This is a genomic window from Pseudomonas anatoliensis (genome assembly GCF_017976235.1).
GTDB classification, from domain to species: Bacteria; Pseudomonadota; Gammaproteobacteria; order Pseudomonadales; family Pseudomonadaceae; genus Aquipseudomonas; species Aquipseudomonas anatoliensis.
The window spans coordinates 730,087-750,984 of record NZ_JACVHC010000003.1 but is presented as its reverse complement, the minus strand read 5'-3'; the positions used below and the strand labels follow the sequence as shown (position 1 = coordinate 750,984).

The 20,898-nt window shown below is 56.7% G+C and carries 20 protein-coding genes; 16 read left to right on the top strand and 4 right to left on the bottom strand.

What is annotated here, in order from left to right; all coding sequences use genetic code 11:
* Positions 1-18 precede the first annotated feature (18 nt).
* Positions 19-738, top strand: coding sequence for a response regulator transcription factor (locus ICA16_RS12950; protein WP_210700746.1), 720 nt, complete (start codon positions 19-21; stop codon positions 736-738).
* 145 nt (positions 739-883) lie between these two features.
* On the opposite strand, the gene gyrB is transcribed toward ICA16_RS12950, so the two are convergent.
* The 4 genes from gyrB to dnaA are packed head-to-tail and all read right to left on the bottom strand — an operon-like array spanning position 884 to position 7,091.
* Positions 884-3,301, bottom strand: coding sequence for a DNA topoisomerase (ATP-hydrolyzing) subunit B (gyrB, locus tag ICA16_RS12945; RefSeq protein WP_150603659.1), 2,418 nt, complete (start codon positions 3,299-3,301; stop codon positions 884-886).
* A gap of 5 nt (positions 3,302-3,306) precedes the next feature.
* Positions 3,307-4,410 (bottom strand): DNA replication/repair protein RecF, encoded by a 1,104-nt coding sequence (gene recF / locus ICA16_RS12940; RefSeq protein WP_150595884.1) that lies wholly within the window; start codon positions 4,408-4,410, stop codon positions 3,307-3,309.
* A gap of 14 nt (positions 4,411-4,424) precedes the next feature.
* Positions 4,425-5,528 (bottom strand): DNA polymerase III subunit beta, encoded by a 1,104-nt coding sequence (dnaN, locus tag ICA16_RS12935; RefSeq protein WP_042556902.1) that lies wholly within the window; start codon positions 5,526-5,528, stop codon positions 4,425-4,427.
* Between the two features lie 39 nt (positions 5,529-5,567).
* On the bottom strand, positions 5,568-7,091 hold the full coding sequence (dnaA, locus tag ICA16_RS12930) for a chromosomal replication initiator protein DnaA (RefSeq protein ID WP_150616969.1): 1,524 nt from the start codon (positions 7,089-7,091) through the stop codon (positions 5,568-5,570).
* A 566-nt stretch (positions 7,092-7,657) separates the two neighbouring features.
* On the opposite strand from dnaA, the gene rpmH reads away from it, so the two are divergent.
* The 15 genes from rpmH to atpA all read left to right on the top strand — a co-directional run bounded on the left by rpmH (position 7,658) and on the right by atpA (position 20,853).
* The gene (gene rpmH, locus ICA16_RS12925; RefSeq protein ID WP_003213577.1) at positions 7,658-7,792 is read left to right on the top strand and encodes a 50S ribosomal protein L34; all 135 of its coding nucleotides are present in this window, start codon (positions 7,658-7,660) and stop codon (positions 7,790-7,792) included.
* A 16-nt stretch (positions 7,793-7,808) separates the two neighbouring features.
* Complete coding sequence (gene rnpA / locus ICA16_RS12920; RefSeq protein ID WP_042556900.1) at positions 7,809-8,210, top strand: ribonuclease P protein component; 402 nt, start codon at positions 7,809-7,811, stop codon at positions 8,208-8,210.
* Entirely contained in the window at positions 8,203-8,448 is a 246-nt protein-coding gene (gene yidD, locus ICA16_RS12915) for a membrane protein insertion efficiency factor YidD (protein WP_010465488.1), read from the top strand. Before rnpA ends, yidD begins: the two co-directional genes overlap by 8 nt.
* A gap of 2 nt (positions 8,449-8,450) precedes the next feature.
* The gene (gene yidC / locus ICA16_RS12910; protein ID WP_210700745.1) at positions 8,451-10,133 is read left to right on the top strand and encodes a membrane protein insertase YidC; all 1,683 of its coding nucleotides are present in this window, start codon (positions 8,451-8,453) and stop codon (positions 10,131-10,133) included.
* An 81-nt stretch (positions 10,134-10,214) separates the two neighbouring features.
* Positions 10,215-11,585, top strand: a complete 1,371-nt coding sequence (gene mnmE, locus ICA16_RS12905) for a tRNA uridine-5-carboxymethylaminomethyl(34) synthesis GTPase MnmE (protein WP_210700744.1) — start codon at positions 10,215-10,217, stop codon at positions 11,583-11,585.
* A 552-nt stretch (positions 11,586-12,137) separates the two neighbouring features.
* Entirely contained in the window at positions 12,138-14,036 is a 1,899-nt protein-coding gene (gene mnmG / locus ICA16_RS12900; RefSeq protein ID WP_150603655.1) for a tRNA uridine-5-carboxymethylaminomethyl(34) synthesis enzyme MnmG, read from the top strand.
* On the top strand, positions 14,033-14,677 hold the full coding sequence (gene rsmG, locus ICA16_RS12895) for a 16S rRNA (guanine(527)-N(7))-methyltransferase RsmG (protein WP_150616966.1): 645 nt from the start codon (positions 14,033-14,035) through the stop codon (positions 14,675-14,677). The genes mnmG and rsmG overlap by 4 nt, the downstream gene beginning before the upstream one ends.
* Before the next feature lie 18 nt (positions 14,678-14,695).
* Positions 14,696-15,493 carry a ParA family protein gene (locus ICA16_RS12890; protein ID WP_007911909.1) on the top strand — a complete coding sequence of 266 codons (798 nt, stop codon included), beginning with the start codon at positions 14,696-14,698 and terminating at the stop codon, positions 15,491-15,493.
* 9 nt (positions 15,494-15,502) lie between these two features.
* The gene (locus ICA16_RS12885; protein ID WP_210700743.1) at positions 15,503-16,375 is read left to right on the top strand and encodes a ParB/RepB/Spo0J family partition protein; all 873 of its coding nucleotides are present in this window, start codon (positions 15,503-15,505) and stop codon (positions 16,373-16,375) included.
* A 148-nt stretch (positions 16,376-16,523) separates the two neighbouring features.
* The gene (locus ICA16_RS12880; protein ID WP_008084411.1) at positions 16,524-16,931 is read left to right on the top strand and encodes a F0F1 ATP synthase subunit I; all 408 of its coding nucleotides are present in this window, start codon (positions 16,524-16,526) and stop codon (positions 16,929-16,931) included.
* Between the two features lie 16 nt (positions 16,932-16,947).
* The gene (gene atpB / locus ICA16_RS12875) at positions 16,948-17,817 is read left to right on the top strand and encodes a F0F1 ATP synthase subunit A (protein WP_042556894.1); all 870 of its coding nucleotides are present in this window, start codon (positions 16,948-16,950) and stop codon (positions 17,815-17,817) included.
* A 133-nt stretch (positions 17,818-17,950) separates the two neighbouring features.
* Positions 17,951-18,208 carry a F0F1 ATP synthase subunit C gene (atpE, locus tag ICA16_RS12870; protein WP_003097235.1) on the top strand — a complete coding sequence of 86 codons (258 nt, stop codon included), beginning with the start codon at positions 17,951-17,953 and terminating at the stop codon, positions 18,206-18,208.
* A 59-nt stretch (positions 18,209-18,267) separates the two neighbouring features.
* Positions 18,268-18,738 (top strand): F0F1 ATP synthase subunit B, encoded by a 471-nt coding sequence (locus ICA16_RS12865; RefSeq protein WP_003229781.1) that lies wholly within the window; start codon positions 18,268-18,270, stop codon positions 18,736-18,738.
* Between the two features lie 12 nt (positions 18,739-18,750).
* The gene (locus ICA16_RS12860; RefSeq protein ID WP_053125286.1) at positions 18,751-19,287 is read left to right on the top strand and encodes a F0F1 ATP synthase subunit delta; all 537 of its coding nucleotides are present in this window, start codon (positions 18,751-18,753) and stop codon (positions 19,285-19,287) included.
* Positions 19,288-19,308: 21 nt separating this feature from the next.
* A complete protein-coding gene (gene atpA / locus ICA16_RS12855) occupies positions 19,309-20,853 on the top strand; it encodes a F0F1 ATP synthase subunit alpha (RefSeq protein ID WP_042556892.1) in 1,545 nt (514 codons plus the stop codon).
* Positions 20,854-20,898: the final 45 nt, after the last annotated feature.

Genomic DNA, 20,898 nt, shown 5'->3' with positions numbered 1-20,898 from the left:
AACAAGGAACCACCGCGTATGCGCGTTGCGATACTGGACGACGAACCTGCCGAACTGCGCCGGGTCGAGCAGACCCTGCAGCAAATGGCCGAACCCGGAGAACAGCCTTGGTCGCTACATAGCTTCGAACGCGGTGAAGACCTGCTGCGACAGTTGCGCCGGGAAACCTTCGACCTGCTGATTCTCGACTGGCAACTGCCCGACCTCACCGGGCTGGCCTTGTTGCGCTGGACCCGTGAACACATGGAGGCGCCACCAGCGGCGATCATGCTTACCAGCCGTGACGGCGAGAGCGATATCGTCCAGGCCCTGAATGCTGGCGCCGACGATTACGTCAGCAAACCGTTCCGGCCCAATGAACTGAAAGCCCGAGTCGCCGCAGTATTGCGCCGCCACAGCCAGCCACGCAGCGCAGCGAACGAAGTGCTGAGCTTCAATGATTTGAAGTTCGACGATGCCGAGCTGACGGTCACCCGTGAGGGCAAACCGATCGTCATGACCGAACGCGAATACCGCCTCGCACGATGCCTGTTCAGCAACCTCGGCCGACCGCTGTCGCGGGATTATCTGTATGAGCGCTTCTGGCCCCATGAAGAAGTCGCCTCGTCACGTCCCTTGGACACGCACATCTATCGACTGCGTAACAAACTGGGGCTGACAGCGGATCGCGGCTGGCAGTTGTTGACCATTTATGGGTATGGGTATCGGCTGGAAAGTGTGGCGACGGCACAAGTATAAAGATCAAAGGATCGCAGCCTTCGGCAGCTCCTACACAAGATAAAGATATCAATGTAGGAGCTGCCGAAGGCTGCGATCTTTTGACCTGCCAACAAAAAAAGGCCAACGCAAATGCGTTGGCCTTTTTTGTTGGTGCCGACCGGGATCAGAAATCCAGGTTGGATACCGCCAAAGCATTGCTCTCGATGAACTCACGGCGAGGTTCGACCGCATCACCCATCAGGGTGTTGAAGATCTGGTCCGCGCCAATGGCGTCTTCGATGGTGACCTTCAGCATGCGACGCGAGCTTGGGTCCATGGTGGTTTCCCACAGCTGATCCGGGTTCATTTCGCCCAGACCTTTGTATCGCTGGATGGTGTGGCGCTTGGTGCTTTCGGCCATCAGCCAGTCCAGGGCTTCCTTGAACTCGGTGACCGCTTTCTTGCGTTCGCCACGCTGGATGTATGCGCCGTCGTCGAGCAGGGTGCTCAGTTGAGCGCCGAGGGTGACGACAGTTTTGTAGTCGTTACTGCCGAAGAAGTCGCGGTTGAACGTCACGTAGTTCGACAGGCCGTGGGAGATCAATTCGACCTCTGGCAGCCACACGCCACGTTCACGATCTTCACGCAGGCTGGCCTTGTAGACCAGACCGGACTTCTCGACGGTACGCAGACGGACTTCGTACTGAGCCAGCCAGTCTTGCATCGCAGCATGGTCGCCGAGTTTTTCAAGGCTGACGGCCGGCAGGTAGATGAAGTGCTCGGTCAGTTCCTGTGGGTACAGGCGCGACAGACGCTTGAGAGTCTTCATCACCATGCGGAAGTCATTCACCAGACGTTCCAGCGCCGGGCCGGAAATGCCTGGCGCTTCTTCGTTCAGGTGCAGGCTCGCATCTTCCAGGGCCGACTGCGTCATGTACTCTTCCATGGCGTCGTCGTCTTTGATGTATTGCTCTTGCTTGCCTTTCTTGACCTTGTACAGCGGCGGCTGAGCGATGTAGATGTAGCCACGCTCGATCAACTCCGGCAACTGACGGAAGAAGAAGGTCAGCAGCAAAGTACGGATGTGCGAACCGTCGACGTCAGCATCGGTCATGATGATGATGTTGTGATAGCGCAACTTGTCGATGTTGTACTCGTCGCGACCGATGCCGCAGCCAAGCGCGGTGATCAAGGTGCCCACTTCCTGGGAAGAGATCATCTTGTCAAAGCGCGCCTTCTCGACGTTGAGGATCTTACCCTTCAACGGCAGGATGGCCTGGGTCCTGCGGTTACGTCCCTGCTTGGCAGAGCCGCCCGCGGAGTCACCTTCCACGAGGTACAGTTCAGACAGCGCCGGGTCTTTTTCCTGGCAGTCGGCCAGTTTGCCCGGCAGGCCGGCGATGTCCAGCGCGCCTTTGCGGCGGGTCATCTCGCGGGCCTTGCGCGCTGCTTCACGGGCACGTGCTGCATCGATCATCTTGCCGACAACGAGCTTGGCTTCGTTCGGGTTTTCCAGCAGGAAGTCGGAGAAGTATTTGCCCATTTCCTGTTCGACGGCGGTCTTCACTTCGGAAGAGACCAGCTTGTCTTTGGTCTGGGAGCTGAACTTCGGATCCGGCACTTTCACCGAAATGATCGCGGTCAGGCCTTCACGCGCATCGTCACCCGTGGTGGCGACTTTGTGCTTCTTCGCCAGGCCTTCAGCTTCGATGTAGGTGTTCAGGTTACGCGTCAGTGCGGAACGGAAGCCCACCAGGTGAGTGCCGCCGTCGCGCTGCGGAATGTTGTTGGTGAAGCACAACAGGTTCTCGTTGAAGCTGTCGTTCCACTGCAGGGCGATTTCTACGCCGATGCCGTCTTCACGCTGGATGTTGAAGTGGAACACCTGATTGACCGGAGTCTTGTTGGTGTTCAGGTATTCAACGAACGCACGCAGGCCACCTTCGTATTTGAACAGCTCTTCCTTGCCGCTGCGCTCGTCTTTAAGGACGATGCCGACACCGGAGTTGAGGAAGGACAGTTCACGAATGCGCTTGGCCAGGATGTCCCAGCTAAAGTGAATGTTCTTGAAGGTTTCATCGGAAGGGCGGAAGTGAATCTGCGTACCCGTGGTTTCGCTGTCGCCAACGATTTTCATCGGTTCTTGCGGAACACCGTGCACGTAAGTCTGTTCCCAGATCTTGCCGCTGCGGCGAACGGTCAGGATCAGCTCTTCAGACAGTGCGTTCACTACGGAAACACCTACACCGTGCAGACCGCCGGATACCTTGTAGGAGTTGTCGTCGAACTTACCGCCAGCGTGGAGGACGGTCATGATGACCTCGGCGGCGGAAACGCCTTCCTCTTTATGCACGTCTACCGGGATGCCACGGCCGTTGTCGCGAACGGTGATGGACTCATCCGGGTGGATGATGATGCTGATGTCATCGCAGTGGCCGGCGAGGGCTTCGTCGATCGAGTTGTCGACCACTTCGAACACCATGTGGTGCAGACCGCTGCCATCGTCGGTGTCACCAATGTACATACCGGGACGTTTGCGTACGGCATCCAGGCCTTTCAGCACTTTAATGCTCGTTGAGTCGTACGTATTTTCTTCGCTCAATGCCTTCACTCCCGATGGTCGTGGGTCTGGGTGATACGGCCCTGTTCCACGTGGAACAAAGCGACTGGCGTTTCCGTCTGCCAGCCTTCCCTCAATAATTCGTGATCTACACAGGTAATAAAAACCTGGCAGCGTAAGTCTTCCAACAAGCGGCACAGCGCGCGACGGTGGTTCTCGTCCAGCTCGGACGGCAAGTCATCCACCAGATAAATACACTGACCGCGACGGGCCTGGCTCACCAGATGCCCTTGGGCAATCCGCAATGCACAGACCACCAACTTCTGCTGACCCCGGGACAAAATGTCCGCGGCGTTGTGTGCACCCAATCTAAGACGCAAATCAGCTCGTTGTGGCCCAGCCTGGGTATGGCCGATCTGCTGATCACGTTGCAGGGACCCAGCAAGTACGGCACTCAACTCCCGGTCTTTGTCCCAACCTCGGTAATAGCTGAGCGTCAAACCTTCGAGCTCAACCAGTTCGCTCAAGGTTTGTTCAAAGACTGGTTTCAAGGCTTTGATGTAAGCGCGGCGGTATTCATCGATTTCAGCGCTGGCCTGGCACAGTTCCCTGTCCCAAACCGCTTGTGAAACGGCGTCAAGTGTACCATGCCGCAGCCAAGAGTTTCTCTGGCGCAGGGCCTTCTGCAAGCGCTGCCAAGTGGCCATGAACCGTGGCTCGACGTGGAACACGCCCCAATCGAGAAACTGCCGGCGAATCTTCGGCGCGCCTTCCAGCAAGCGGAAGCTGTCCGGGTTGATCAGCTGCAGCGGCAGGATTTCCGCAAGTTGCGCCGCGCTACGGGCATTCTGGCCGTCGATGCGGATCTGGAACTCGCCCTGACGGTCGCGCGATATTCCCAAAGCACTGTGGCCACCCTCGGCCAATTCGACCTGACCGAACACGGTGCAGGCAAGTTGCTCGTACTGGATGACTGGCAACAGCCGCGTGCTACGAAACGAACGGGCAAGCCCCAGCAGGTGAATGGCTTCCAGAACACTGGTTTTGCCGCTGCCGTTGGCGCCGTAAAGGATGTTGATGCGGGGGGAGGGGGAGAAGGTCACCGGGTGCAGATTACGCACCGCGGTGACCGAAACACGACTTAAGGACATCCAGGATCAGCTGTTTACAGGCGCATCGGCATGACAACGTAAGCCGAATCGTCGTTGTCGGACTCTTGCACCAGCGCACTGCTGTTGGAGTCGGACAGGATCAGACGAACCTGCTCGGTGGTCATCACGCCCAGCACGTCGAGCAAGTAGCTCACGTTGAAGCCGATCTCCAGAGAGCCGCCGTTGTATTCAACGCCCACTTCTTCTTCCGCTTCTTCCTGCTCCGGGTTGTTGGCCTGGATCTTCAACTGACCACTGGCCAGTTGCAGACGGATACCGCGGTATTTCTCGTTGGACAGAATCGCGGTACGGCTGAACGCTTCACGCAGCGCCTGACGATCGCCCAGCACCAGCTTGTCGCCGCCCTTCGGCAGAACGCGCTCGTAGTCCGGGAACTTGCCGTCGACCAATTTCGAGGTGAAGGTGAATTCACCCGTGGTGGCGCGAATGTGATGCTGACCCAAGACGATGCTGACAATGCCGTCCGGCTCAGTGAGCAGACGAGCCAGTTCGAGAATACCTTTGCGCGGCACGATCACCTGGTGGCGATCCGGCTGACCGATATCGGCCTTCATCGAGCACATCGCCAGACGGTGACCATCGGTGGCCACTGCGCGGATGATGCCTTCGGAGACTTCCAGCAGCATACCGTTGAGGTAATAACGCACGTCCTGTTGGGCCATGGCGAAGCTGGTGCGTTCGATCAAACGACGCAGTCTGCTCTGCTCCAGGCTGCAGGTCAGCGAGCCCGGGCCTTCTTCTACAGTCGGGAAATCATTGGCAGGCAGGGTCGACAGGGTGAAGCGGCTACGGCCAGCCTTCACCACCAGCTTCTGCTCGTCGACTTTGATGTCGATCAGCGCATCGTTGGGCAGGCTCTTGCAGATATCCATCAGCTTGCGCGCAGGCACGGTGATGGAACCTGTTTCAGCCGGCTCTTCAAGTTGCACACGACCGACCAGTTCGACTTCCAGGTCGGTACCGGTCAGCGACAATTGCTGGCCTTCGACAACCAATAGCACGTTAGAGAGTACCGGCAAGGTCTGTCGGCGCTCAACGACGCCTGCGACCAGTTGCAGGGGTTTCAACAGGGCTTCGCGTTGAATGGTGAAATGCATGGTCTAGTCCCTTGCCTTAATAAGCTGCGCTGGTGTTCATCAAGTGGTCAGTGTACGCAGCAGGTTCTTGTAGTCCTCGCGGATGTCCGCGTCGGATTCCTTAAGTTCGTTGATCTTGCGGCAGGCGTGCAAAACAGTCGTGTGGTCGCGGCCGCCAAACACATCACCGATTTCCGGCAGGCTGTGGTTGGTCAGTTCTTTGGACAGCGCCATGGCGACCTGACGCGGACGTGCCACCGAGCGCGAACGGCGCTTGGACAGCAGATCGGAAATCTTGATCTTGTAGTACTCGGCGACGGTACGCTGAATGTTATCCACAGAGACCAGTTTGTCTTGCAACGCCAACAGGTCTTTCAGGGATTCGCGAATCAGCTCGATGGTGATGTCGCGGCCCATGAAGTGCGAGTGGGCAATCACGCGTTTCAGCGCGCCTTCCAGCTCACGGACGTTGGAGCGAATGCGCTGGGCAATGAAGAACGCTGCATCGTGCGGCAAATCGACTTTGGCCTGGTCGGCCTTCTTCATCAGGATTGCTACGCGGGTTTCCAGTTCCGGCGGCTCGACGGCAACGGTCAGGCCCCAGCCAAAACGGGATTTCAGGCGTTCTTCAAGGCCTTCGATTTCTTTCGGGTAGCGGTCACTGGTGAGAATGACCTGCTGGCCACCTTCAAGCAGGGCGTTGAAGGTGTGGAAAAACTCTTCCTGGGAACGTTCCTTCCGGGCAAAGAACTGAATGTCGTCGATCAGCAAGGCATCCACCGAACGGTAGAAGCGCTTGAACTCGTTGATGGCGTTCAGTTGCAGCGCCTTGACCATGTCGGCCACGAAACGCTCGGAATGCAGGTATACGACCTTGGCATTCGGGTTCTTCTTTAATAGATGGTTACCCACCGCGTGCATCAAGTGAGTTTTACCCAAGCCAACGCCACCATATAGGAAGAGTGGGTTGTAGCCATGCTTTGGGTTGTCCGCCACTTGCCAGGCCGCCGCGCGGGCGAGCTGGTTGGATTTACCTTCGACGAAGTTTTCAAAGGTGAACGTGCGGTTCAGGTAACTGGTGTGCTTGAGCGCACCTTCAACCTGCACAGTGCGCTGTTCGGCGCGAACGGGAGCCTGCTGCGACGCTGCACCGGCCATCGGGTCGAAGCTGTCGCGAGAAGGCTCTTCGCTGACTTCAGCAGTTCTCTGCGTCGAACGCTTCGCCGAAGTTGGCGCCGGGGCCGGCGCTGGCACGCTTGCCGGTGCGTTGTTGGCATGGGCCAGAGACGCTTGCGCAGCGGCTAACGGGGCATTCGGGGCCGCACGCGGAGCCGAGCTGCGTTTGCTACCTATTAATAAGGAAAGCGCCGGCGCCATACCGTTGCCGTGCTCATCCAGCAGTTCGAGGACGCGCCCAAGGTACTTTTCGTTGACCCAGTCCAGCACAAAACGGTTCGGTGCATAGACGCGCAACTCGTCGCCTTCGGCTTCGACCTGTAGTGGACGGATCCAGGTGTTGAATTGTTGGGCAGGCAGCTCCTCGCGCAAAAGCTCCACGCACTGCTGCCAAAGTTCCACTGACACGGATATCCCCTAAGTTGAAAGCCGGTGAGGCAAAAACAAGCGGCCATTGTAGCGGCGGGCCGTCCACTTATCCACATGCAGGTTGCCCCGAATCCATGATTTATCGCTGCGTTAACCGGAAAAAAGGCGACCAACGGTGTGTGAATAAGCTCTGTGGATAACCGCCTCTAAGGGCATTGGACAAGTGGGGGCTAAACTCGGTGGATAACCTGCCTGTGGATAACAGCCCATTCCACACACAGGTTATCCGACAGTGCAGCACAGGCTGAACACGGTTTTCCACTGTAGTTGTCATTCTCTGTACATCATGTCAGACATGGCCTAGAGGTAGTTATCCACAGCAGATCGCGTCCCTAGCTTTTATAAGCTTTACAGAAAAGCTTTAAATAATTCCCTTCTTTAATTTTATGTAAGGCGAACAGGCTTTCAGCCAAAGAAGGTCCTGAGATCTATTTATAAGGAAACGTTGGTTGGAAATTGACCTGAAGGCTTGCTTTCTCTAGAATCCCCGGTCTCTTAAAACGGGGGCCATTCCGGCCCGTTGTGGACGAACCAGGTAACACGACATGAAACGTACTTTCCAACCAAGCACCATCAAACGCGCTCGTACTCACGGCTTCCGTGCTCGCATGGCTACCAAGAACGGTCGCGCAGTCCTGTCGCGTCGCCGCGCCAAAGGTCGTGCGCGTCTGGCAGTTTGATAATCCGGTACTGGAGGTGAGTCAGGACTTCAGTCGGGAAAAGCGTCTGCTTACCCCCCGGCATTTCAAGGCAGTCTTTGACTCCCCTACCGGCAAGGTTCCGGGGAAAAATCTCCTGCTCCTTGCGCGCAACAACGATCTTGATCACCCCCGTCTCGGGTTGGTTATCGGGAAAAAGAGCGTAAAGCTCTCCGTTGAGCGCAATCGCCTCAAACGTCTGATGCGCGAATCGTTCCGTCTGCACCAGGATTCACTGGTCGGCTGGGACATCGTTATCGTCGCGCGCAAAGGTTTGGGTGATGTAGAAAACCCCGAATTGATTCAGCATTTCGGCAAACTCTGGAAGCGTCTGGCCCGTAACAATCCAGTTCCAGCAGTCAAAACCGAAACTGTAGGGGTAGACAGTCCAGATGCGTAAACTGGCCCTCGTTCCGATCCAGTTTTATCGCTATGCCATTAGTCCTTTGATGGCCAGCCACTGTCGTTTCTACCCCAGTTGTTCCTGCTACGCGTATGAAGCCATTGAAAATCATGGCCTTCTACGCGGTGGCTGGCTGACCTTTCGTCGTTTAGGTCGCTGTCATCCGTGGAATCCCGGTGGTTATGACCCGGTTCCACCTATCCCTACCTCCCGTTCTTCTTCGATGGCCGAGTAATCATGGATATCAAACGCACGATCCTGATCGTCGCCCTGGCAATCGTGTCCTACGTTATGGTTCTTAAATGGAACCAGGACTATGGCCAGGCTGCCCTGCCGACTCAGAATGTTGCTTCCAGTACGACTACATCCGGTTTGCCGGACACCGCCACTGGCAATAATGCTGCCGCCAGTGACGATATTCCGCGCTCCGCTAGCGATACCAGCGCACCAGCTGAAACTCCGGTGGCTGCCAGCAAGGATCTGATCCAGATCAAAACCGACGTGCTCGATCTCGCGATCGATCCACAAGGTGGTGACGTTGCTCAACTGACCTTGCCTCTGTATCCGCGTCGTCAGGATCGTCCAGACGTTCCGTTCCAGCTGTTCGACAACGGCGGCGAACGTATTTATCTGGCGCAAAGCGGTCTGATCGGTACCAATGGCCCGGACGCAAATCCGGCTGGGCGCCCTGTCTACTCCGCCGAGAAGAAGACTTATCAACTGGCTGACGGTCAGGACCAACTGGTCGTTGATCTGAAGTTCAGCAAGGACGGCGTCAATTACATCAAGCGTTTCACAGTGAAACGCGGCCTGTATGACGTAACCGTTTCCTACATTGTGGATAACCAGAGCGCTCAGTCCTGGAATGGCGCGATGTTCGCTCAGTTGAAGCGCGACGACAGTGGCGATCCTTCGTCCACAACTGCTACCGGCACCGCGACTTACCTGGGCGCTGCCCTGTGGACAAGTTCGGAGCCGTACAAGAAAGTGTCCATGAAGGACATGGACAAGGCGCAACTCAAGGAAACCGTCACCGGTGGTTGGGTAGCCTGGCTGCAACACTACTTCGTGACCGCGTGGATTCCGGCGAAGGGCGAAAACAACATCGTCCAGACCCGTAAAGACAGCAAAGGCAACTACATCATCGGTTACACCGGTCCAACAATGACCGCTGCACCAGGTGCCAAAGTTGAAACCAGTGCTGTTCTGTACGCCGGTCCGAAAAGCCAGGCCGTGCTGAAAGAGTTGTCCCCAGGTCTGGAACTGACTGTCGACTACGGCATCCTGTGGTTCATTGCCCAGCCGATTTTCTGGCTGCTGCAACACATCCACGCGATCGTTGGTAACTGGGGCTGGTCGATCATCTTCCTGACCATGCTGATCAAGGGTATTTTCTTCCCTCTGTCGGCTGCCAGCTACAAATCGATGGCGCGCATGCGTGCCGTTGCGCCGAAACTGGCTGCACTGAAAGAGCAACATGGCGATGACCGGCAGAAAATGTCGCAAGCCATGATGGAGCTGTACAAGAAAGAGAAGATCAATCCGCTGGGCGGCTGCTTGCCGATCCTCGTGCAGATGCCGGTTTTCCTTTCGCTGTACTGGGTTCTGCTGGAAAGCGTGGAAATGCGCCAAGCGCCGTTCATGCTGTGGATCACTGACCTGTCGATCAAGGATCCGTTCTTCATTCTGCCGATCATCATGGGCGCAACCATGTTCATCCAGCAGCAGCTGAACCCGACTCCTCCGGATCCGATGCAGGCGAAGGTCATGAAAATGATGCCAATCATCTTCACCTTCTTCTTCCTGTGGTTCCCGGCTGGTCTGGTGCTGTACTGGGTAGTGAACAACTGCCTGTCGATTGCACAACAGTGGTACATCACGCGTAAGATCGAAGCGGCTGCGAAAAAAGCCGAGGCGTAACTTGCTCTGTGGATAACACCACTCAAAACGCCCCCTAGTGGGGCGTTTTGCTATCTGCCACTTTTGTCTGGATTACGGTTTATGAGCGCACCTCGTGAAACCATTGCAGCTGTCGCCACCGCTCAAGGTCGCGGCGGTGTGGGCATCGTCCGAATTTCCGGTCCGCTGGCCAGTGTTGCGGCCAATGCTATCGCCGGCCGCGAACTGAAACCGCGTTATGCCCATTACGGCCCGTTTTTCAGTGATGACCAGCAAGTGCTCGACGAAGGTCTTGCGCTGTATTTTCCCGGGCCGAACTCATTTACCGGGGAAGACGTGCTGGAATTGCAGGGCCACGGCGGCCCGATCGTTCTGGACATGTTGCTTAAGCGTTGCCTGGAGCTGGGCTGTCGTTTGGCTCGCCCGGGTGAATTCAGCGAACGCGCGTTTCTCAATGACAAACTCGACCTGGCCCAGGCCGAGGCGATTGCCGACCTGATCGAGGCCAGTTCTGCACAGGCCGCGCGCAATGCCCTTCGTTCATTGCAAGGCGCATTCTCCCAGCGTGTGCATAACCTTACCGAACAGCTGATAAGCCTGCGTATCTACGTTGAGGCCGCCATCGACTTCCCGGAAGAAGAAATCGACTTCCTTGCCGATGGCCACGTACTGAGCATGCTCGACAAAGTGCGTGAGGAATTATCCACAGTACTGCGCGAAGCCGGCCAGGGTGCCTTGCTTCGCGATGGTATGACCGTGGTGATTGCCGGCCGTCCCAATGCCGGCAAGTCCAGCCTGCTGAATGCCTTGGCGGGCCGTGAGGCAGCGATCGTGACCGAGATTGCCGGTACCACACGGGATATTCTGCGCGAACATATCCACATCGACGGTATGCCTCTGCACGTTGTGGATACCGCAGGTCTGCGCGATACCGACGATCAGGTGGAAAAGATCGGCGTCGAACGCGCATTGAAAGCCATTTCTGAAGCGGATCGGGTGCTGTTGGTCGTAGATGCGTCGGCGCCTGAAGCGTTGGACCCGTTTGCCTTGTGGCCGGAATTTCTCGAGATCCGCCCAGATCCGGCGAAAGTCACGTTGATCCGCAATAAAGCTGATCTGACAGGCGAAGCAATTGCTCTGGAAACAAGCGACGACGGCCATGTGACCATCAGCCTGAGCGCCAAATCTGCAGGCGAAGGCCTGGAATTGCTGCGTGAACATCTCAAGGCCTGCATGGGCTACGAGCAAACCTCAGAAAGTAGCTTCAGCGCCCGTCGCCGTCATCTTGAAGCCTTGCGCCACGCGAGTGCGGCGCTGGAACACGGTCGCGCGCAATTGACGCTGGCCGGGGCTGGTGAATTGCTGGCTGAAGATTTGCGTCAGGCCCAGCACTCCCTGGGTGAAATTACTGGTGCATTCAGCTCCGATGATCTGCTCGGACGAATCTTTTCCAGCTTCTGCATCGGTAAATAACCTTCCTGCTGTTTACAGGCGGGCCCATTCGCGGCCCGTCTGCTTCCCTCATCATTGAATTGATTCCAGAAGTGCCGGGCAGATTGATGCTCCCTGAGCGAATTTCCCCTGCGCGCAATTTGCTCATTCATCAGATTTCTGTGGATTAAGCCCTGTGAATAACTGCCACTGAGGTCAGTTGATAACAGGGCCTGAAAACTGGATATAACTCGCTCTGTGGATAACCACCCCTTTCATCCACAGGCTTAAACCGGTTATCCAAGCCGCTCATGGCCACATGGTCACAGGGTTTTAAATCTCTGTACACATTGAATAATAAGGCCTGTAGAGATCTATCCACAGAAAACGTGCTCAGTAAGAATAAGCATTAAAACAAAGGTTTTATAAATTTCTTTCTTTTTTATTCTTTTAAGCTCGAGTTCTCCACAGCTGGTTAATTTTTGTTCAGAGGGTTCTTTAGGCAGGGCGAAGTCCCTATACTTGTCGACCAGGTCCAGAACCTGATCTCAAACTATTCCTGAATTACCTACTTAAGCAGGCACGAGGTGCGTGGTGGATTTCCCTTCCCGTTTTGAAGTGATCGTCATCGGCGGCGGTCATGCCGGTACCGAGGCAGCACTGGCGTCAGCACGTATGGGGGCAAAAACCCTGTTGCTGACGCATAACGTGGAAACCCTCGGCGCCATGAGCTGCAACCCCGCTATCGGTGGCATTGGCAAAAGCCATCTGGTCAAGGAAATCGACGCCCTAGGCGGCGCGATGGCCATGGCTACCGATAAGGGCGGCATCCAGTTTCGCGTATTGAACAGCCGCAAAGGCCCAGCCGTACGGGCAACTCGTGCGCAAGCCGACCGGGTTTTGTACAAAGCGGCTGTCCGCGAAATTCTGGAAAATCAGCCGAACCTGTGGATATTTCAACAAGCTGCCGATGACCTGATCGTAGAACAGGAACAGGTACGCGGTGTTGTCACCCAGATGGGTCTGCGTTTCTTTGCCGATTCCGTGGTGTTGACCACTGGCACCTTCCTCGGTGGACTTATCCACATCGGTTTGCAGAATTTCTCCGGCGGTCGTGCCGGTGATCCGCCGTCGATTGCTCTGGCACACCGTCTGCGTGAAATGCCGCTGCGTGTGGGTCGATTGAAAACCGGCACACCGCCGCGTATCGATGGCCGGTCTGTGGATTTCTCGATGATGGCCGAGCAACCGGGCGATACGCCGATCCCGGTGATGTCGTTCATGGGCAACAAGGAACAGCATCCGCGGCAAGTCAGCTGCTGGATCACCCACACCAACGCCCGTACCCACGAAATCATTGCCGCGAACCTCGACCGTTCGCCGATGTATTCCGCTGCCGGCGAGATCGAAGGCATAGGCCCGCGTTATTGCCCGTCGATCGAAGACAAGATTCACCGCTTTGCCGACAAGGAAAGCCATCAGGTGTTTATCGAACCGGAAGGTTTGACCACCCATGAGCTGTACCCGAACGGGATATCCACAAGCTTGCCGTTCGACGTGCAATTGCAAATCGTGCAATCGATTCGCGGCATGGAAAACGCGCACATCGTGCGTCCCGGTTATGCGATCGAGTACGACTACTTCGATCCGCGTGACTTGAAGTACAGCCTGGAAACCAAAGTCATCGGCGGTCTGTTCTTCGCCGGGCAGATCAACGGCACCACCGGTTACGAAGAAGCTGGTGCTCAGGGTTTGCTGGCCGGGGCCAACGCCGCACTGCGTGCGAAGGGCAAAGAAGCCTGGTGCCCGCGCCGCGATGAGGCGTACATCGGGGTTCTGGTCGACGACCTGATCACCCTGGGTACCCAAGAGCCGTACCGCATGTTCACTTCCCGTGCCGAGTACCGCCTGATCCTGCGCGAGGACAACGCCGACCTGCGCCTGACCGAAAAAGGTCGCGAGCTGGGTCTGGTCGATGACGCGCGTTGGGCGGCCTTCTGCAAGAAACGTGAAAGCATCGAACTCGAAGAGCAGCGCCTGAAAAGCACCTGGGTCCGCCCGGGCACGCAACAGGGCGATGCCATCGCAGAAAAATTCGGTACGCCGCTGACCCACGAATACAACTTGCTCAACCTCTTGAGTCGCCCGGAAATCGACTACGCTGGTCTGGTCGAAGTGACCGGGCACGGCGCCGAAGATCCACAGGTCGCCGAACAGGTCGAGATCAAGACCAAATACGCCGGTTACATTGACCGTCAACAGGACGAAATCGCTCGTCTGCGCGCCAGCGAAGACACGAAACTGCCTGTGGATATCGACTACACCAACATTTCCGGTCTCTCCAAGGAGATCCAGAGCAAGCTCGGCGCCACTCGTCCAGAGACGCTGGGTCAGGCTTCACGGATCCCGGGCGTGACCCCGGCAGCGATTTCGCTGTTGATGATTCATTTGAAAAAACGCGGCGCGGGCCGTCAGTTGGAGCAAAGCGCTTGAGTTCTAAGGTCACTTCGCAACACGCCGAAGAGTTATCCACAGGAGCCCGTGAGCTCGGGATCAATCTCACTGAAACCCAGCACGAATTGCTGTTGGGTTATCTGGCCTTGTTGATCAAATGGAACCAGGCCTACAACCTCACGGCTGTGCGCGATCCGGACGAAATGGTGTCGCGTCACTTGCTCGATAGCCTGAGCGTGATGTCGTTCATCGAAAACGGCCGCTGGCTCGACGTCGGCAGTGGCGGCGGTATGCCGGGGATCCCGTTGGCGATCCTGTATCCGGACTCGCAAGTGACCTGTCTGGACAGTAACGGCAAAAAAACCCGCTTCCTGACTCAGGTCAAACTCGAACTGAAACTGGATAACCTGCAAGTTATCCACAGTCGTGTCGAAGCCTTCCAGCCTGCTGAGCCGTTCAACGGGATCATTTCCCGGGCGTTCAGCAGCATGGAAAACTTCAGCAACTGGACTCGCCACCTCGGCGATGCCGATACACGCTGGCTGGCAATGAAGGGCGTTCATCCGGCCGATGAGCTGGTAGCATTGCCGGCAGACTTCAAACTCGATAGCGAACACGCCCTGGCCGTACCCGGTTGCCAAGGCCAACGCCATCTGCTGATACTGCGCCGCACGGCATGATTGGGAACACAAGCAAGAATGGCTAAGGTATTCGCGATAGCGAACCAAAAGGGTGGTGTGGGCAAGACCACCACCTGCATCAACCTCGCAGCATCCCTGGTCGCGACCAAGCGCCGGGTGCTGTTGATCGATCTCGATCCACAGGGCAACGCCACCATGGGTAGCGGTGTGGATAAACACGGCCTGGAAAACTCGGTCTATGACCTGCTGATCGGCGAATGCGATCTGGCTCAGGCCATGCACTATTCCGAGCATGGCGGTTATCAACTGCTGCCGGCCAACCGCGACCTGACAGCCGCTGAAGTGGTTCTGCTGGAAATGCAGATGAAGGAGAGCCGCCTGCGCAGCGCGCTGGCGCCGATCCGCGAAAACTACGATTACATTCTGATCGACTGCCCACCATCGCTGTCGATGCTCACGCTGAACGCACTGGTTGCCGCTGACGGGGTGATTATCCCCATGCAGTGCGAGTACTTTGCGCTCGAAGGTTTGAGCGACCTTGTGGATAACATCAAGCGTATCGCCGAGCTGCTTAACCCGAATCTGAAAGTCGAAGGTTTGTTGCGCACCATGTACGACCCGCGCCTGAGCCTGATGAACGATGTCTCGGCGCAGCTCAAGGAACACTTTGGCGAGCAACTGTACGACACGGTCATTCCGCGCAATATCCGCCTCGCCGAAGCGCCGAGCTACGGCATGCCGGCTCTGGCGTACGACAAGCAATCGCGCGGCGCGCTGGCCTACCTGGCGCTGGCAGGCGAGATGGTTCGTCGTCAGCGCAAAAATTCACGCATTGCCGCCGCTCAGGCAACTTAAGGAATCCCCATGGCCGTCAAGAAACGAGGTCTCGGACGTGGACTGGATGCACTGCTGAGTGGTCCGACTGTCAGCTCGCTGGAAGAACAAGCCGCGCAAGCTGACACGCGTGAGCTGCAACACCTGCCGCTGGACTTGCTCCAGCGCGGCAAATACCAGCCTCGTCGGGACATGGACCCGCAGGCGCTGGAAGAGCTGGCGCAGTCGATCAAGGCACAAGGCGTGATGCAACCGATCGTGGTTCGCCCGATTGGTGAAGGCCGCTTCGAAATCATCGCGGGTGAACGCCGCTGGCGCGCCAGCCAGCAGGCCGGACAGGAAACCATCCCGGCGATGGTCCGCGATGTGCCGGATGAAACGGCGATCGCTATCGCACTGATCGAGAACATTCAGCGCGAAGACCTCAACCCGATCGAGGAAGCGGTCGCCCTGCAACGCTTGCAGCAGGAATTCCAGCTGACTCAGCAACAAGTTGCCGAGGCTGTGGGTAAGTCCCGCGTGACTGTGGCTAACTTGTTGCGGCTTATTGCGCTGCCGGAAGTCATCAAGACCATGCTGTCTCACGGCGACCTGGAAATGGGTCATGCCCGTGCTTTGCTCGGTCTGCCGGACAATCAACAGGTCGAAGGGGCGCGACATGTTGTCGCACGAGGTCTCACCGTGCGCCAGACTGAAGCACTGGTTCGCCAGTGGTTGAGTGGCAAACCGGAGCCTGTGGAAGCGACCAAACCCGACCCGGATATTGCCCGGCTCGAACAGCGTCTGGCCGAGCGCCTAGGCTCTGCGGTGCAGATTCGCCACGGGAAGAAGGGAAAGGGGCAGTTGGTGATCGGTTACAACTCCCTCGATGAGCTTCAAGGTGTGCTCGCTCACATCCGCTGAAACATTTCCTCATGTAGCGGGCAGTCGGAAATCACTACCTGACAGTTGAATAGGGGCAGAACCGCCCCTATACTCTGCGCGCATTTTGTCGGCACAAATTATGCCAAGTTATTGAATTCTGGCAGCCGACCATTGGAGAGCAAACGTGATGGAAACCCGCAAGCCAAACCGCCTGCCGTTCCATCGCCTGGCGGTTTTTCCGGTGTTAATGGCTCAATTTGTCATTTTGCTCATTGCCGCTTTGGCGCTCTGGCAATGGCACGGAGTCGTTGCCGGATACTCGGGACTTTGCGGAGGCCTGATAGCCTTGCTGCCCAATGTATATTTCGCTCATAAGGCATTTCGGTTTTCCGGCGCCCGAGCAGCCCAGTCCATCGTCCGGTCATTTTATGCCGGCGAGGCAGGCAAACTGATTTTGACAGCAGTGCTTTTTGCACTGGTGTTTGCAGGTGTGAAGCCACTGGCGCCGATAGCAGTATTCGGCGTGTTCGTGCTGACTCAGTCGGTCAGCTGGTTCGCTCCCCTGCTGATGAGAACAAGACTTTCGAGACCTTAGGGCGTTTGAGGCAACCATGGCAGAAACAACCGCTTCGGGCTATATCCAGCACCACTTGCAGAATCTGACCTTCGGTCAGCTACCTAACGGCGGCTGGGGCTTTGCCCACACCGCAGCAGAAGCCAAGGAAATGGGCTTCTGGGCTTTCCACGTCGATACTCTCGGCTGGTCGGTCGCGTTGGGTCTGATCTTCGTTCTTCTTTTCCGCATGGCGGCAAAGAAGGCGACTTCGGGTCAGCCAGGTGCTTTGCAGAACTTCGTTGAAGTATTGGTCGAATTCGTCGATGGCAGCGTGAAAGACAGCTTCCATGGCCGTAGCCCGGTGATTGCACCGTTGGCACTGACCATCTTCGTCTGGGTGTTCCTGATGAACGCCGTCGACCTGATACCGGTCGACTGGATTCCTCAGTTGGCCATCCTGATCTCCGGTGACCCTCACATCCCGTTCCGCGCCGTGTCGACTACCGACCCGAACGCGACTCTGGGCATGGCGTTGTCGGTTTTCGCACTGATCATTTTCTATAGCATCAAGGTCAAGGGCATCGGCGGCTTCATCGGCGAACTGACCCTGCACCCGTTCGGCAGCAAGAACATCTTCGTTCAAGCCCTGCTGATCCCGGTGAACTTCCTGCTGGAATTCGTGACCCTGATCGCTAAACCGATCTCTCTGGCTCTGCGTCTGTTCGGCAACATGTATGCCGGCGAGCTGGTGTTCATTCTGATCGCTGTGATGTTCGGCAGCGGTCTGCTCTGGCTGAGCGGCCTGGGCGTTGTTCTGCAGTGGGCGTGGGCTGTGTTCCACATCCTGATCATCACGCTGCAGGCGTTCATCTTCATGATGCTGACCATCGTCTACCTGTCGATGGCGCACGAAGAAAACCATTAAGGCCAGTCTCGACTAGTCTGATGTCCTTCCCGGTCAAACGGGAAGGGGCTCTTCACAGGGCACCTGAAACGATTTGTTTTACCGCTTTAATCTAAAAAACCTAAACCATACGACGTAAAAGTCGGGAGGAAAGATGGAAACTGTAGTTGGTCTAACCGCTATCGCTGTTGCACTGTTGATCGGCCTGGGCGCACTGGGTACCGCAATTGGTTTCGGCCTGCTGGGCGGCAAGTTCCTGGAAGGCGCAGCGCGTCAGCCAGAAATGGTTCCAATGCTGCAAGTTAAAATGTTCATCGTTGCCGGTCTGCTCGACGCCGTAACCATGATCGGTGTTGGTATCGCTCTGTTCTTCACCTTTGCGAACCCGTTCGTTGGTCAGATCGCTGGCTAATTACCCGGATTCTTCCGAGTAATTTGATGTGATGGACAACGTAACTGCGAGGTGTTGGCGTGAACATTAATGCGACCCTGATTGGCCAGTCCGTTGCGTTCCTGATTTTTGTACTGTTCTGCATGAAGTATGTTTGGCCTCCGGTCATTGCTGCTCTGCACGAACGTCAAAAGAAGATCGCTGATGGTCTGGACGCTGCCAGCCGTGCAGCTCGCGACCTGGAGTTGGCCCAAGAAAAAGCGGGTCAGCAACTGCGCGAAGCGAAAGCTCAGGCAGCTGAAATCATCGAGCAAGCCAAGAAACGCGGTAACCAGATTGTCGAAGAGGCCGTTGAAAAGGCCCGTGTCGACGCTGACCGTGTGAAGGTTCAGGCTCAAGCCGAGATCGAACAGGAACTGAACAGTGTCAAAGACAAGCTGCGCGCCCAAGTGGGTTTGCTGGCTGTCGGCGGCGCCGAGAAGATCCTGGGTGCCACAATCGATCAAAACGCGCACGCAGAGCTGGTTAACCAACTGGCTGCTGAAATCTAAGCGAGGGCGATCATGGCAGAACTGACCACGTTGGCCCGACCTTACGCTAAGGCGGCCTTCGAGCACGCTCAGGCCCACCAGCAACTGGCCAATTGGTCAGCCATGCTCGGCCTGGCTGCAGCGGTGTCGCAAGACGACACCATGCAGCGCGTGCTCAAGGCCCCGCGACTGACGAGCGCAGAAAAGGCCGCCACGTTTATTGACGTGTGCGGCGACAAGTTTGATGCAAAGGCACAGAACTTCATCAATGTCGTTGCCGAAAACGACCGTCTCCCGCTTCTGCCGGAGATAGCCGCTCTTTTCGACCTGTACAAGGCCGAGCAAGAGAAGTCGGTAGACGTTGAAGTGACCAGTGCTTTTGCATTGAACCAAGAACAGCAAGACAAACTCGCCAAGGTTCTCAGTGCACGACTCAACCGGGAAGTGCGCCTGCAAGTCGAGGAAGATAAAGCCCTTATTGGGGGTGTTGTCATCCGCGCCGGCGACCTGGTTATCGATGGCTCGATTCGCGGCAAAATCGCGAAACTTGCCGAAGCATTGAAATCTTGAGTTTGAAGGGGCAGCAGAGCAATGCAGCAACTCAATCCTTCCGAAATAAGTGAAATTATCAAGGGCCGCATCGACAAGCTCGATGTGACCTCCCAAGCCCGTAACGAAGGCACTGTCGTCAGCGTATCTGACGGCATCGTGCGGATTCACGGTCTGGCCGACGTAATGTACGGCGAGATGATCGAGTTTCCGGGCGGCGTCTACGGTATGGCCCTCAACCTGGAGCAAGACTCCGTAGGTGCCGTTGTATTGGGCGCTTACCAGTCTCTTGCCGAAGGCATGAGCGCCAAGTGCACCGGCCGCATCCTCGAGGTTCCTGTTGGTAAGGAACTGCTGGGTCGCGTGGTCGACGCACTGGGTAACCCTGTTGATGGCAAGGGTCCACTGGGCAACACTCAGACCGACGCGGTCGAGAAAGTTGCTCCAGGCGTGATCTGGCGTAAGTCGGTAGACCAGCCTGTACAGACTGGCTACAAGGCTGTCGATGCCATGATTCCTGTCGGCCGTGGCCAGCGTGAGCTGATCATCGGTGACCGTCAGATCGGTAAAACCGCTCTGGCGATCGACGCGATCATCAATCAGAAAGACAGCGGCATTTTCTGCGTCTACGTAGCGATCGGTCAGAAACAATCGACCATCGCCAACGTGGTTCGCAAGCTGGAAGAGAACGGCGCCCTGGCCAACACGATCATCGTGGCTGCCAGTGCTTCGGAATCTCCTGCGCTGCAGTTCCTGGCACCGTACTCCGGTTGCACCATGGGTGAATTCTTCCGCGACCGCGGTGAAGACGCGCTGATCGTTTATGACGATCTGTCCAAGCAAGCAGTGGCTTACCGCCAGATTTCCCTGCTGCTGCGCCGTCCACCAGGCCGTGAAGCTTACCCAGGCGACGTGTTCTATCTCCACTCCCGTCTGCTGGAGCGCGCATCCCGCGTTTCGGAAGAATACGTAGAGAAGTTCACCAACGGCGCAGTGACCGGCAAAACCGGTTCCCTGACCGCACTGCCGATCATCGAAACCCAGGCTGGCGACGTTTCCGCGTTCGTTCCGACCAACGTGATCTCGATCACCGACGGTCAGATCTTCCTGGAATCGGCCATGTTCAACTCGGGCATCCGCCCTGCAGTGAACGCCGGTGTTTCGGTATCCCGTGTGGGTGGTGCCGCTCAGACCAAGATCATCAAGAAGCTCTCCGGTGGTATCCGTACCGCTCTGGCTCAGTACCGTGAACTGGCGGCATTCGCCCAGTTCGCTTCTGACCTGGACGAAGCGACCCGTAAGCAACTTGAGCATGGTCAGCGCGTTACCGAGCTGATGAAGCAGAAGCAATACGCACCAATGTCGATCGCTGACATGGCGCTGTCGCTGTATGCCGCTGAGCGTGGGTTCCTGACTGACATTGAAATCGCCAAGATCGGCAGCTTCGAACAAGCGCTGATTGCTTACTTCAACCGCGATCACGCCGATTTGATGGCCAAGATCAACGTTAAAGGTGACTTCAATGACGAAATCGACGCTGGCATGAAAGCCGGTATCGAGAAGTTCAAGGCCACCCAAACCTGGTAAGCCGCAGCGGGAGCCGCGAGGCTCCCGCTTGCTAACCTGATAGGT